Annotated in this window: 12 protein-coding genes; 6 read left to right on the top strand and 6 right to left on the bottom strand. The window is 55.5% G+C overall.

Annotated elements, in window-relative coordinates:
• Positions 1-6 precede the first annotated feature (6 nt).
• Complete coding sequence (locus PEL8287_RS03845; RefSeq protein WP_085891055.1) at positions 7-417, bottom strand: winged helix-turn-helix transcriptional regulator; 411 nt, start codon at positions 415-417, stop codon at positions 7-9.
• A gap of 187 nt (positions 418-604) precedes the next feature.
• Between PEL8287_RS03845 and PEL8287_RS03850 the strand changes: the two genes are divergently transcribed.
• Both PEL8287_RS03850 and rpsA read left to right on the top strand, forming a co-directional pair.
• Positions 605-1,330 (top strand): cupin domain-containing protein, encoded by a 726-nt coding sequence (locus PEL8287_RS03850; RefSeq protein ID WP_176228551.1) that lies wholly within the window; start codon positions 605-607, stop codon positions 1,328-1,330.
• 247 nt (positions 1,331-1,577) lie between these two features.
• Entirely contained in the window at positions 1,578-3,257 is a 1,680-nt protein-coding gene (rpsA, locus tag PEL8287_RS03855; protein ID WP_176228552.1) for a 30S ribosomal protein S1, read from the top strand.
• A gap of 351 nt (positions 3,258-3,608) precedes the next feature.
• Here the strand turns inward: rpsA and PEL8287_RS03860 are convergent, their stop codons facing one another.
• On the bottom strand, positions 3,609-5,747 hold the full coding sequence (locus PEL8287_RS03860; protein WP_235862182.1) for a hypothetical protein: 2,139 nt from the start codon (positions 5,745-5,747) through the stop codon (positions 3,609-3,611).
• 149 nt (positions 5,748-5,896) lie between these two features.
• Here PEL8287_RS03860 and PEL8287_RS03865 point away from each other — a divergent pair, with 149 nt between their 5' ends.
• Positions 5,897-6,571: a thiamine diphosphokinase gene (locus PEL8287_RS03865; RefSeq protein ID WP_085891058.1), complete on the top strand. Its 675-nt coding sequence runs from the start codon at positions 5,897-5,899 to the stop codon at positions 6,569-6,571.
• Positions 6,572-6,577: 6 nt separating this feature from the next.
• On the opposite strand, the gene PEL8287_RS03870 is transcribed toward PEL8287_RS03865, so the two are convergent.
• From PEL8287_RS03870 to PEL8287_RS03885, 4 genes are all read right to left on the bottom strand, one after another.
• Positions 6,578-7,207, bottom strand: a complete 630-nt coding sequence (locus tag PEL8287_RS03870) for an alpha/beta hydrolase family protein (protein ID WP_085891059.1) — start codon at positions 7,205-7,207, stop codon at positions 6,578-6,580.
• Between the two features lie 78 nt (positions 7,208-7,285).
• The gene (locus PEL8287_RS03875) at positions 7,286-8,200 is read right to left on the bottom strand and encodes a DMT family transporter (protein WP_085891060.1); all 915 of its coding nucleotides are present in this window, start codon (positions 8,198-8,200) and stop codon (positions 7,286-7,288) included.
• A 110-nt stretch (positions 8,201-8,310) separates the two neighbouring features.
• Positions 8,311-9,684, bottom strand: a complete 1,374-nt coding sequence (locus PEL8287_RS03880) for an L-serine ammonia-lyase (RefSeq protein WP_085891061.1) — start codon at positions 9,682-9,684, stop codon at positions 8,311-8,313.
• A complete protein-coding gene (locus PEL8287_RS03885) occupies positions 9,684-10,388 on the bottom strand; it encodes a glutathione S-transferase family protein (RefSeq protein WP_085891062.1) in 705 nt (234 codons plus the stop codon). The genes PEL8287_RS03880 and PEL8287_RS03885 overlap by 1 nt, the downstream gene beginning before the upstream one ends.
• A 158-nt stretch (positions 10,389-10,546) precedes the next feature.
• On the opposite strand from PEL8287_RS03885, the gene PEL8287_RS20435 reads away from it, so the two are divergent.
• The 3 genes from PEL8287_RS20435 to gor all read left to right on the top strand — a co-directional run bounded on the left by PEL8287_RS20435 (position 10,547) and on the right by gor (position 12,939).
• Positions 10,547-10,678, top strand: a complete 132-nt coding sequence (locus PEL8287_RS20435; RefSeq protein ID WP_268877797.1) for a hypothetical protein — start codon at positions 10,547-10,549, stop codon at positions 10,676-10,678.
• A gap of 104 nt (positions 10,679-10,782) precedes the next feature.
• Positions 10,783-11,571 carry a ribose-5-phosphate isomerase RpiA gene (rpiA, locus tag PEL8287_RS03890; protein WP_085891063.1) on the top strand — a complete coding sequence of 263 codons (789 nt, stop codon included), beginning with the start codon at positions 10,783-10,785 and terminating at the stop codon, positions 11,569-11,571.
• Between the two features lie 12 nt (positions 11,572-11,583).
• Positions 11,584-12,939 (top strand): glutathione-disulfide reductase, encoded by a 1,356-nt coding sequence (gor, locus tag PEL8287_RS03895; protein WP_085891064.1) that lies wholly within the window; start codon positions 11,584-11,586, stop codon positions 12,937-12,939.
• Positions 12,940-12,985 lie beyond the last annotated feature (46 nt).

The raw sequence follows: 12,985 nt of genomic DNA on the forward strand, positions 1-12,985 counted from the left end.
CGCAGTTTAGGGTGCCGTTTCGCGCAACCTGCGTTCAAAATCTTCGGGGTCCTGCGTAATCGCATTTGCCGCGTCCTTCATAGCCTCAGGGCGGGTGTCGTATTTCCCGCTCCAGCGGATCATTTCCATCAGCACCGGCGCCAGATCCCGTCCCTTTGACGTAAGCGTATAGGTATAGCTGCGCCGGTTCTCCGGGTCGCGGGTTTTTTTCACGATGCCATCGGTCTCTAGTTGTTTCAGGCGATTGATCAGAATGTTTGTGGCAATGCTCTCATCTGATTCCAGAAAGGCAGTATAGGTCTTTTTCCCGTGCACCATAATGTCGCGGATAATGATCAGACTCCAGCGGTCACCGAAACTATCAAGGGCAAATGTCACCGGGCAACCAGTGCCGCGCTTTTGAGTGGGTTTGGTCATATTTCACTGCATAAATAAATTACTTGCAAAATGCAAGCAATAAGGTTACCGGTTAATAACTTGCAAAATGCAAGTTATTAATTTCACACTGCCGATACATTCGGCCAATCCCAACGCGCAACCCGTTTTCGCGATCAGTATCTCTTTGCTCTGTGACCGGCGGGTGAGCAACCAAAGGACTAACACCATGAACACTTTGCAAACCCAAAAACTCATCGCTCTGTCATTGGCCCTCGGCGCTGGCCTTCTTGCTTTGGCTACGCCCGTAAAGGCCATACAGGATATAAATCCTGATGTGGTGCAACTCCTTAACGTTCAGTTTGATTCGCGCCCTGTGGCTCAGATTGAGGCCGGGGATTTCCATTTTGCTCCCGGCCAAACAGCCCCGGTTCATACCCATCACGCCCCCGCCATCGGTTATGTGGCGAAGGGCCGGATCATCTATCAGGTTGAGGGCCGCCGCCCTGTAATCCTGAACGAGGGTGATGCCTTTTACGAGCCTGCAGGCCCGCGCATCCTGCGGTTTGACAACGCCTCGGCCACGTCCGAAGCGATATTTATCGACTATAACTTCCAGCAGGCCGGCGAGCCGTTCATTGACTTCGAGGTGCCACCCACCGAAAACATCGACCGCCGCGCCTTTACCACCGTACCTATGGCAGGGCAGGTTATGTCAAACGTGTACGTAAGTGCCGTAAACATCGCAGCTGGTGGCAGTCTGACTCCCGACCGCCAGGGTTTGCTGGTGGCCTATGTCGCAGAAGGCTCGGTCGAATTGCGCCTTGACGGCAGCACACCGCAAACCTTTGATGCAGGCGATAGCATTCCGCTCAGTAAAGCCCCGTCCGAGATTACTTTTGCCAATGCATCCGACAGGCTGCGTGCGAAATTGATCACCTTTACCGGATACTAACCTGCCACGCCGGGTCGGCCGCGCCGGACGATGCGGCCGTCCAAACACGCAGGAATGGCTTGATTGTCGGTTGAGTCGGAGCTATAGACCGCTCGTCGACAAGGCGGAAAACGCCGCATTACATTGAGATGAGCAGGGTCGGGACAACCGGCCCTCTTTGTTTTGCGTTTCGTCTGACCAATGAAACCCCAAGACCGGCGGAGACAACCGCTCGGCCCGAAAACTGATAAAAGGAACCTGAGACCACATGGCTCAAAACACATCGATGGAGGAATTCGAAGCCCTCCTGAACGAAAGCTTCGAAATGGACACACCCGAAGAAGGGACTGTTGTCAAAGGCAAAGTCATCGCAATCGAAGCGGGACAAGCCATCATCGACGTAGGCTACAAGATGGAAGGTCGCGTCGATCTTAAAGAATTCGCAAATCCCGGAGAAGCCCCCGAAATCGCCGTTGGCGACGAGGTTGAGGTCTTTCTGCGCTCGGCCGAGAATTCCCGCGGCGAAGCCGTCGTTTCGCGTGAAATGGCCCGTCGTGAAGAAGCCTGGGATCGTCTTGAAAAAGCCTATGCTGACGAAGAGCGCGTTGAAGGCGCGATCTTTGGCCGCGTCAAGGGTGGCTTCACTGTTGACCTGGGCGGCGCTGTTGCGTTCCTGCCCGGCTCTCAGGTTGATGTGCGCCCCGTGCGCGATGCCGGCCCGCTGATGGGTCTCAAGCAGCCCTTCCAGATTCTGAAAATGGACCGTCGCCGGGGCAACATCGTTGTATCGCGTCGTGCCATTCTGGAAGAAAGCCGTGCCGAACAGCGTGCCGAAGTTATCGGTAACCTGACTGAAGGTCAGAATGTTGAAGGTGTGGTCAAGAATATCACCGAATATGGTGCGTTTGTCGATCTGGGCGGTGTTGACGGCCTGCTGCACGTTACTGACATGGCATGGCGCCGGGTAAATCACCCGTCGGAAATCCTGTCGATCGGTGAAACCGTGAACGTACAGGTCATCAAGATCAACAAAGAGACACATCGTATTTCGCTGGGCATGAAGCAACTGCAGGATGATCCCTGGGATCTGGTTGCCGGCAAGTACCCGCTGGGATCGGTGCACACCGGTCGTGTCACCAATATCACCGATTACGGTGCATTTGTTGAGCTTGAGCCCGGTGTAGAAGGTCTGGTCCACGTCAGCGAAATGTCCTGGACCAAGAAAAACGTCCACCCCGGCAAAATCGTTTCGACCTCTCAGGAAGTCGAAGTCATGGTGCTGGAAATCGACGGTGCAAAACGCCGCGTGTCGCTTGGTCTCAAGCAGACGCAGCGCAATCCTTGGGAAGTGTTTGCTGAAACCCATCCCGAAGGCACCGAAGTTGAAGGTGAAGTCAAGAACATCACCGAATTCGGTCTGTTCATCGGTCTCGAAGGCGAGATTGACGGCATGGTTCACCTCAGCGACATCAGCTGGGACGAACGCGGTGAAGATGTGATCCAGAACTACCGCAAGGGCGACATGGTCAGCGCTGTTGTTTCTGAGGTTGATACCGAGAAAGAACGTATTTCCCTGTCGATCAAAGCCTTGGGTGGTGACAAATTCGCCGAGGCTGTTGGCGGTGTGAAACGTGGCTCGATCATCACTGTTGAAGTGACCGCGATCGAGGACGGCGGAATCGAAGTGGAATATGAAGGCATGAAATCCTTCATTCGCCGCTCGGATCTGTCGCGTGATCGTTCTGAGCAACGCCCTGAGCGTTTCTCGGTCGGCAACAAGGTTGATGTTCGCGTGACCAACGTGGACAGCAAGACCCGCCGTTTGGGTCTGTCGATCAAAGCCCGTGAGATCGCAGAAGAAAAAGAAGCTGTTGAGCAATATGGCAGCTCGGATTCAGGTGCATCACTGGGAGATATCCTAGGTGCTGCGCTGAAGGGCGACGAATAAACCGGTTATCATAACTGGCTGAAATCTGGCCCCACACCCTTATCGGGTGTGGGGCTTTTTTCATGTCTTCCGGTCGGGGCAAAATTTTCCAGTTCGCAATAGAATGACAAAGCCCTGGCTTTCTTTTGGCGGAGCAGTGGATCTTTGGCGCAAACACAGATGGGATTTGCGATGGTCAAACGCTTTAAAGCTGATTTTGTGCCGAACTTTTGCACCCGAGAAAGTTTTAGAAACGGGTTTAAGCAAAAATCACAGAGCCCCGGTTTTGATTTTATTTAAGAGTTTATAAAACGCAAAACCCCCGTCGGGCAGTGCCTGACGGGGGTTTGCTGTTTTCGCTTTTCGGCTGGCTCAGCCTGCGTGACGTTCGTCGTCAGCGCGGTATTCGGTCTCATCGGTTACGGCAAAGCGTCCACCTTTGAGTTTCTGGATTTTGCCAAGCCGCAGCAACTGGCCAAACGAGCGAAGGCCATCCTCGCGAGAGAAGTCATCCTGCGCCACTTCTTTCAGCTTGCTCATCAGCATCGGGCGCGAAAATTGCGGGCGGCCTTCCACGTCAGACATATAGGCCGCTGCCGCCTCCAGCAGCTCGGGAAGGCGCGTAACGCCCAATTCCTCGGCAAATTCACTAAAGCCGCTGCTTGTGGAAATCTCAGTTTCTTCCGGAGTTACTTCAAGAAGTTCGGCAGAAGATACACGGCGCGGGCGAATGGGATCGCGCGGGGCGTCCACCCGTTGCTCGGCGACCAGTTTCAACGGGGCGGGACGGGCCTCTTCTGGTCGCGCCACGCGCACACCTTCCGTGGCACGGGGACGACGCGGGCGCACAGCTTCAGCCAGATCTGTGCGATAAGGGGTATCGTCCACGTCTTTTTTCAGGTCAGCACCGGCGTTTTTTTCGGCGCGGGTGGCCGCAACGGCTGCGCGCAGGTGCTGGATTGCGTTTCTGCGTTTGTGCGATTCCGGTTCTTCCAGATGATGATCGGCTTCGTCAAAAATGCGGGCAAGATCGGATTGGGCTTCTACCTGATCCAGCTTGTTCAACCCACGTGCTGACGGTTCCTCGGCATCTTCGGGTTCGGGTGTTTCCTGAGCGGTTTCCGCTTCTTCTTCAGCAAGGTCATTTTCGGCCACAATATCCAAGTCGTCACTGCTGTCGTCGGAAAGCTCGCCATCCGACATTTCTGCAGTATCTGCTTCGGAAATGTCCCCTTCCGCATCAAGACCTGCTTCGACTTCTGCCAGCTCGCGCTGCAGATCTTCTTCGTCTTCCGGGCTGAGGGTGGATTCAAGAACACCGTCTTCAAACATATTGAGATCGCTGTCATCTTCACCGTCGTCGGCTGACGTGTCTTCTTCGATATAGCCTTGTTCGATCGCTGCATTCAGGTTGCCGCGGTCCATCTTTATGACGCGCGCGCTCAGGGGCTCCTGATCATCAAGATCGCTGTCTTCCTGATAGTCTGACAGGTCGTCGATTTCAGTGGTGTCCGTCGGTATTGAATCTGCCAGAAGCTGGGCAAGGGTGTCTTCGGCCAGTTCAACCTCTTGTTCTGGTGCTTCATCCTCTATCGAAGCAGCTTCGATATCGTCTTCCCACATGTCGATATCGTCATCCGTCTCAACCACCATAAATTCAGTGGTATCAATTGGTGCTTGTTCTGAATATTCCGATTCATCCGACGCAGCCAGAACAGCATCCAGCTCTGTTGTCGTGTCTTTCAGGAAATTCTGGGCGTGTTCATCTTCGCTATAGTTTTCGGATTCATAGCTCTGACCGGGATGTGAGACAACGGAGCGTATCCGGCGCAACTTGGCGGCAATGCTATCAGAGTCCGCCTCTTGCTCAGGCTGCATTTCCGTGGAAATTTCAGCGGGAATCTCAAAATCCGTGTTCTCGGGAACCTCGGCCTGAACAGTATCTTCAGTTTGCTCGGCGGTTTCTTCTGCGGGAAATTCGGCTGCAGGCGCCGCGACTTCGCTGACTTCAGGTTCTGCCGCTTGCTCAGGTTCGGCAAGCGCAGGTGCTTCATCCTGGGCGACTTCCTGCTCTGCCACAGGGGTCTCGTCAACGGGCTCGTCAGTCAAAGTAACGTCTTGCGATTCTTCGGCGACTTCGGGCTCTTGGATAGACTCTTCGGTGGTGGCAGTATCGTCCAGCGTTTCGTCTATACTGTTTTCGGAAGCAACTTCAGGCTCTTCAGCCGGTTGTTCATTTGTGGGCAGGGCGGCAGAGCTTGCGGCACGCAGAACAATTTTTCCCCGGTCTTCATGGGCGTCTACGCGGCGTGAAATTTCACGCTCGGCAATCCGTGCCAACATTTCGGCATCAGGGGTGGGCGGTTCCGCGCCAAAATATCGATCATCCGCAGCCAGATCACGAAAGTACTCCGCAATTGCCTTCATCGTATCGAACGAATCATCGAAACCTTCCAGCGTGCACGAAAAAGTGCCATAGGAGACTGTAAGAATTTTACTTGAACTGACCATGTTAACGCTCGCTTTGCTTTACCTGCAGGACCAAGACTTACCATTCGAGGAAAGTCGAAAGCGGCCCGATTCTTGGAATTTTAGCGTATCATTTTGTGTTTATAATGTGTCTTGCATCAATTATTGATGCTAATCCGGGGAAAATTTTCATGATTGTTCACGAATTGGAACCAATAACGCTCATTGGTGGCGCAGCCGTCAACAAACCAATTCTATTGCGCGCACAATCGCTTGCCCCGCAAGTTGTTGCCGCTGACGGCGGCGCAGACGCTGCTTTGGCCCACGACGTGATGCCACTGGCGGTAATTGGTGATTTCGACAGCCTGAGTGATTCGGCGCGCGCAAAAATTCCTGCTGACAGGCTTCATGAGATCCCCGAGCAGGAAAGTACCGACTTTGACAAGTGTCTGCGCAATATCATGGCGCCTCTGGTCATTGGAGTGGGGTTCTCGGGATCGCGGCTGGACCACCAATTGGCCGCCTACAACACGTTGGTTCGGCATCCGCAGCACCGGTGCATCCTGCTGGGAACTGAAGAACTGGTATTTCTGGCGCCACCGTCTTTGAAATTGGATCTGCCCAAGGGGTGCGAAGTGTCCTTGTTTCCTTTCGGCGCGGTCGAGGGCGTATCTGATGGGCTGCTCTGGCCGATCGCGGGGCTTAATTTTGCCCCGGACGGACGGGTTGGAACATCCAATCATGCGACAGGGCCCATACATCTGTCGGTAACAGCACCAAAGATGCTGGTGATCCTGCCCCAAGCGATGCTTGAGCTTGCGGTTGAGGCTTTGTTGGCCACAGTGGCCGGCTGGACGGGGCCGTAGGCAGGTTCAGGGCACGGCATCGGGGCCATTGTTTTCTTCAAGAATGGCCCGGTAATTCTTCATCGAATGATCCAGCCCCCAATTGTTTGCCTTGGGTTCAAGAAATCGGGCATCGCCCATATGATTGAAATTTGGCGGCAAGCCGCAAACCGTATCGTCGACGCGGCAGATTGAGAGGCATTTGTCATCGAATTGCACCCGACCGGGGCCTTTCTTTGGGCGCGGCGCGGCAAACCCTATTCCAGGTACATTATAGGATTTGGAAAGGATCTGCACGGCGGCGGCGCCAAGCGAGTGCCCGATGATTATTTCGGGTCTTCTCTGGCCGAGCCAGTCAAATATCTTGCGGGAATAAACCAGAAACCCCTGGTGCCAGACCGTACCACTGGCACCATGCTCGGTATCGGAACTGGCAAGGCGGTACCTTTTGTTGCCAACCTGAAAAACCCGAAGGTTATAATGCAAATAGTCCAATACGCTGTTACTACCGGGTAAAAGCAACAAACCATTTTCGGTAAGATGCGCTTGCACATCGTCCTTATCCAGACTGTCTATGATACGCGGCGATGTGAAATTCTGCGGCTTGTAGGAATGCTGTGCAAACACCGCCGCGTCTTTCAGGTTGATGCGGGCCATTTAAATTCCTCCTGATCTATGAAGGAATTGAACCACAGCCCGGCACATCTGCCTAGTCAGTCAAACCTGACCTCACCCTTAGGGCTGTGGCACCGGACGGCGCTGCAAATGCCGCTCGCGCAGGAATACAAACAGGCCCGAGGCCACGATAAGCGCAATCCCCAAAAAAGTGAGACCATCAGGCAGGTCGCTGAAAATATAAAAACCCAGCACTGTTGCCGTGACGATCTCTAGATATTGCAAGGGTGCCAGCAAAGACGCGGGCGCAAAGGCCAGCGCGAAACTGATACAGACATGGCTAAGCGTGGCAATAAGCCCCAAGGCGGCCAGTAGCTTCACTTCGCGCATCTCAGGCCAGACCGGATCAAGCGGCCCCACGCCCGAGCCATCGAAAGCAAGCAGAACCGGCAGCGCAATCACCAGCGCCGCTATCCCGGTATAGGCCTGCAAGGTAATCGGGTGCATGCGTGTCGCCATCCGCCGCGTCAGGATCATGTAAAACGCAAAGCAGGCAGCGGTAACCAGCGGTAGCAGTGCTACCGCGCCAACCTCTTCAAAACTTGGCTGAATGATTAGCATGGCACCGACAAAACCGACCGCACAGGCAATGTACCGGCGCGGGCCGATCTGCTCACCCAACAGCAACCCGCCCAACAGCGTCAGGATAAACGGCTCAACGAAAAATACCGAAATCGCATCGGCCATCGGCATGTATTGAAGCGCGGTAAAGAAAAACGCCGTCGCCACGAGCAACAGAACCGAGCGGATCAGATGCAGACCAATCTCGCCTGTCCTTGGCCGGTGCAGCCAGCCGAAGCTAGCGGCCAGTGGCAACAGCAATGCGCTTTGAACCACAAACCTTGTCGCCGCGATTTGCGCAACGGCTACCCCGTCACCGATCAGTTTGGCACAGGCATCCATCGCCGGGGCGAGCACGGCAAATCCCACCATCAGCAGGATACCCCACAGGGTACGGTTGGGATGTGTCGTCATGCGCGGCTCCGGCCTGTTGTCCTAATGTGGTAAGGCAGGGTTCGCGGCTGTACCACTCTGAAATCGCCATTCCGGTAAAAGTCGGGCACCGGTGGGGCGTTTTCCGGGGCTCAGCAATTGGGCACGTTCACAGCCAATCCACCAAGCGAGGTTTCCTTGTACTTCTCGCTCATGTCCGCCCCGGTCTGGCGCATCGTCTCGATACAGGCATCCAGTGGCACCAAATGCGTGCCATCGCCACGCAGCGCCAGAGATGCCGCGCTGACCGCCTTGATTGCGCCCAGCCCGTTGCGTTCGATGCAGGGCACCTGCACCAGCCCCTTGACCGGGTCGCAGGTCATGCCGAGATGATGCTCCAGCGCGATTTCCGCTGCGTTTTCAATCTGTGCGGGGGTGCCCCCCAGAACGGCGGCAAGGCCGGCGGCACCCATGGCCGCGGCAGAGCCTACTTCAGCCTGACAGCCCGCTTCGGCGCCGGAAATCGAGGCGTTGAATTTAACCAGACCGCCAATTGCCGCCGCCGTCAGCAAGAAATCCTCGATCTGTGCCTCAGAGGCGCCCGGCACATGCTCTAGCCAGTATTTGATCACAGCCGGCACAACGCCCGCGGCCCCATTGGTGGGCGCCGTCACCACCTGCCCGCCAGCGGCGTTTTCTTCGTTCACCGCCATGGCATAAGCGCTCATCCAGTCGTTGATCTTGTGTGGCGCGTTCAGGTTGGTGCCCCGCTCGTCGATCAGCGCATCGCGAATGCCCTTGGCGCGGCGTTTCACGTTCAACCCGCCGGGCAGGATGCCATCGGTGTTCAGCCCGCGCTCAATGCAGTCGTCCATCACTTGCCAGATACGCGCCACGCCCGATTTCAGGTTGCCCGGCCCGCCGCGCGAAATTTCGTTGGCCTTTTTCATCTGGGCAATAGACTTGCCCGAGGTTTCGGCCATTTCCAGCATTTCAGCAGCTGACTTGAAGGGATAGGGCACCGGATCGCCCTCATCGGTGTTGCGCCCGGCGGCAAGTTCGGCCTCGGTCATGACGAAACCGCCGCCGATTGAATAATAGGTCTCCTGCAGAATCACGTCGCCCTGTGCGTCAGTGGCCATCAGGATCATGCCATTGGCGTGGCCTGGCAGGTTGGGACCAAAATCAAACAACAGGTCTTCTTTTGGGTTGAACGCCAGTTCCGGCAAGCCTTCGGGGCGCACTGTATGGGTGTCACGGATCTGTTCCAGTGTCGCCTCGGCCTTGTCGGCGTCATAGGTCTGGGGAACAAACCCCGCCAGTCCCAGGATGGTAGCGCGGTCCGTGGCGTGGCCGACGCCGGTAAAGGCCAGTGAACCGTGCAACGAGCCTTTGACGCCATGACATTCAAACGGGGCCGCGCGCATCTTGTCCAGAAACCGCGCAGCGGCAACCATTGGGCCCATGGTATGGGACGACGACGGCCCGATACCGACTTTGAACATGTCGAAGACGGAAAGAAACATCAGGTGGCACTACCTTCTGGTGGTGTGGGATATCGAGGGGCCGTAAAGGGCGTCTGCCCCAGGCCTTCGGCCTTTATCGCAGCTGTGACGCAACGGCAATGTTCCAGACGCGTCGCCATTTCATACAGGTGCGGCCATTGGTCTATAGAAAACCAGTCAGCGCCACCTTTCGGGGCGGGATAAAGTGCCAGCCAGCGCAGAATCGCGGCCACATAGAAATCCAGAACCGAGACGTCAGGGCCAGCAAACCATCCAGGGCTTTTCGCCGCCACCAGCTCCAGCTTGTCCAGATGGCGGGTAATTTCGCCTTGCATATGGCTGCGTAACCTGCCCTGCGTGGCCTCATCGGTGCCCACATACTGATCCGGGTAGAAGACCATCCTCAATGCAGGATGAAGAGTGTTAGCCACGAAAAACAACCATTTCAGAAAATCACCTCGCTGGGTGTCATCGGGTGGTGGGCCCAGCCTTTCGTGCCTGTCCACCAGCCAAAGCAAGATCGCCCCGGTTTCAAACATCACCGCATGGGGCGTTTCAAGAACCGGGATCAACCCGCTTGGGTTCAGGGCCAGAAAACCAAGCGATTTCTGCGCTTTGGCGGCTCGGTCAACCAATGTGGTTTCATAGGGCTGGCGCAACTCTTCCAGCGTTATCCGAACGATAAGCGAGGCATTGTCGGGCGCGTAGTGTAGGCGGTATGTCATGTATCGAACCCAGGGATTTGCATTTTTGATCTTGTGTCTGATTACGACTCGTTAATTACACCATATCCAGATGATTTTTCGCTTTTACCCGGCATTAACCAGAAATGTGGAACAGTTCGTGAACATTTGCGTTCTCTAACCATTATTATGAGGGTAACATGAAACTGACCGGATATATCCTGCTACTTGCCGCCGCTTTGATTGCCTTGTTTGGCCAGTCGCCAGCGCTTGCCGGGGCAGGGTCGCATACCTTCGGGCCAGCAATTATCACCATACCGGACATTCCCTGAAAACAGATGCTTTTTAGCCGCGATGCGGCTGGTGCCAATTGACCCCTCGCACCCGGGGTGCAACTCCCATATAACCTCCCCCAAACATCTGGGGAGTCTTTGCCATGACCGGAGAACTATCGCCTATCGACAAGGCCAAATTTGTCGCTGCCAAACGCGCGGTTGAGTTCGTCGAGGACGGAATGCGCGTGGGGTTGGGAACCGGCAGTACCGCCGCATGGATGGTGCGCTGCCTAGGGGAAATGGTGCGCGAAGACGGGCTGAAAATCCGGGGTGTGCCAACATCAACCCGCACAGCCGAACTGGCCCGTGAAGTCGGGATCGAAGTGATCACCCTCGACGAGGCCGGATGGCTGGATGTCACCATAGACGGCGCAGATGAGTTTGACGGAAAGCTGAACCTGATCAAAGGCGGCGGCGGCGCGCTGCTGCAGGAAAAGATCGTGGCAACCGCCAGTGACCAGATGATCGTAATTGCCGACGTCGGCAAAGAGGTCGAAACCCTTGGTGCGTTCCCGCTGCCGATTGAAGTCATTCCATTCGGCTGGCAGACCACCAAATTGCTGGTCGAGGAATTGCTGATCAATATGGATGTGCTGGGCCGCGAAGTTACACAGCGGATGAAGGGCGATGAACCTTTCGTGACAGATGAAGGAAATTTCATTCTGGATTTGCACCTTGGCCGGATTGGTAACCCGCATCAACTTTCTATGGTTCTGAACCAGATGCCGGGGGTGGTTGAAAACGGGCTGTTCATTGATATCTGCGATATCGTTGTGCTTGGCTATGGGGACGGCCGGGTTGAGACGCGGGACATCAATGAGGGCACGGTCGAAGAGGATCGTCTGGATTTTGCAGAATCAGACAATCTTTTTTCCGACATGCTGGACTAGGACGAGGCTGGAATGGAATTTGACTACGATCTTTTTGTAATCGGCGGTGGCTCGGGTGGTGTGCGCGCGGCAAGGGTTGCGGCACAGGAAGGCGCCAAGGTCGCCCTGGCCGAAGAGGATCGCTATGGCGGCACCTGTGTGATCCGCGGCTGTGTGCCCAAAAAGCTGATGGTATTTGCCAGCGAATATCCCGGGCATATTGCAGACGCCCAGGCCTATGGCTGGACAGTGCATGCCGGCGGCTTTGACTGGTCCGCATTTAAAAACAAATTGCACGCCGAGCTGGACCGGCTTGAAGGGGTCTATCGCGGTATTCTCAAAACCAACGGTGTCGACAGCTATGATGCCCGCGCCCGGCTGGCGGATGCTCATACGATTGAGTTGTCTACCGGGGAACGCAAAACCGCCAAGCACATACTCGTTGCCACTGGCGGACGTCCGGTCAAGCCCGAAATGCCTGGCGCCGAGCATGCGCTGACCAGCAACGATATCTTCCATCTTGAAGACCTGCCAAAATCCATTCTGATCATCGGTGGCGGCTACATCGCGTGCGAATTTGCCGGTATTCTGAATGGCTTGGGGGTAAACGTCACCCAGTATTATCGCGGCGCACAGATATTGCGTGGCTTTGACGAAGAGGCGCGCGGCCTGATCTCGGACGAGATGATTCAATCCGGGATCAACTTGCATTTGGGGACCAATATCCTAGAAATGACGCCAGTTGACGGCGGCTATAATGTCAAATCGACCAATGGCACCGAAAAGGTTTTCGAACAGGTTCTGTTCGCAACCGGACGCAGCCCCAACACCGCAGACATGGGCCTTGAAGAGGCCGGTGTGAAGCTGGGCCGCAAGGGCGAGATCATTGTTGACGACTATAGCCAGACAGACGTGCCGTCTATCTACGCCATCGGCGACGTGACCGATCGCGTAAACCTGACGCCTGTTGCGATCCGCGAAGGCATGGCCTTTGTCGAAACGGTGTTCAAAGGAAATCCCACACCCGTGGACCACGAACTGATACCGACGGCAATATTCACCCAGCCTGAAATGGGTACCATCGGTCTTAGCGAAGAAGACGCGCGTGATCAGGAACCGATCGAGGTTTATGCCAGTTCGTTCAAACCCATGCAGCAAAGCTTTGCGGGGCGCGCTGACCGGGTTTTGATGAAACTGGTTGTAAGCCAGAAAACCCGTAAGATACTGGGGTGTCATATCGTGGCACCTGGTGCCGGCGAAATGATTCAGTTGGCTGGTATTGCCATCAAGATGGGCGCGACGAAAGAAGATTTTGATCGGACGGTTGCGGTACACCCCACCATGTCCGAAGAGATTGTAACGATGAAGACTCCGGTCAGGACGGCTTGATTTTTCGTCGTGGCTGCACAGGTTAGTAACAACGCCGTGAAAGGCG

The organism is Roseovarius litorisediminis, from assembly GCF_900172295.1.
Lineage (GTDB): Bacteria > Pseudomonadota > Alphaproteobacteria > Rhodobacterales > Rhodobacteraceae > Roseovarius > Roseovarius litorisediminis.

Bases quoted from the DNA above. Each gene is read 5' to 3' on its own strand.
- PEL8287_RS03865 (WP_085891058.1), top strand. From the start codon at position 5,897: ATGATTGTTCACGAATTGGAACCAATAACGCTCATTGGTGGCGCAGCC.
- PEL8287_RS03850 (WP_176228551.1), top strand. From the start codon at position 605: ATGAACACTTTGCAAACCCAAAAACTCATCGCTCTGTCATTGGCCCTC.
- PEL8287_RS20435 (WP_268877797.1), top strand. From the start codon at position 10,547: ATGAAACTGACCGGATATATCCTGCTACTTGCCGCCGCTTTGATTGCC.
- PEL8287_RS03870 (WP_085891059.1), bottom strand. From the start codon at position 7,207: ATGGCCCGCATCAACCTGAAAGACGCGGCGGTGTTTGCACAGCATTCC.
- PEL8287_RS03860 (WP_235862182.1), bottom strand. From the start codon at position 5,747: ATGGTCAGTTCAAGTAAAATTCTTACAGTCTCCTATGGCACTTTTTCG.
- PEL8287_RS03885 (WP_085891062.1), bottom strand. From the start codon at position 10,388: ATGACATACCGCCTACACTACGCGCCCGACAATGCCTCGCTTATCGTT.
- PEL8287_RS03875 (WP_085891060.1), bottom strand. From the start codon at position 8,200: ATGACGACACATCCCAACCGTACCCTGTGGGGTATCCTGCTGATGGTG.
- PEL8287_RS03880 (WP_085891061.1), bottom strand. From the start codon at position 9,684: ATGTTTCTTTCCGTCTTCGACATGTTCAAAGTCGGTATCGGGCCGTCG.
- PEL8287_RS03845 (WP_085891055.1), bottom strand. From the start codon at position 417: ATGACCAAACCCACTCAAAAGCGCGGCACTGGTTGCCCGGTGACATTT.
- gor (WP_085891064.1), top strand. From the start codon at position 11,584: ATGGAATTTGACTACGATCTTTTTGTAATCGGCGGTGGCTCGGGTGGT.
- rpiA (WP_085891063.1), top strand. From the start codon at position 10,783: ATGACCGGAGAACTATCGCCTATCGACAAGGCCAAATTTGTCGCTGCC.
- rpsA (WP_176228552.1), top strand. From the start codon at position 1,578: ATGGCTCAAAACACATCGATGGAGGAATTCGAAGCCCTCCTGAACGAA.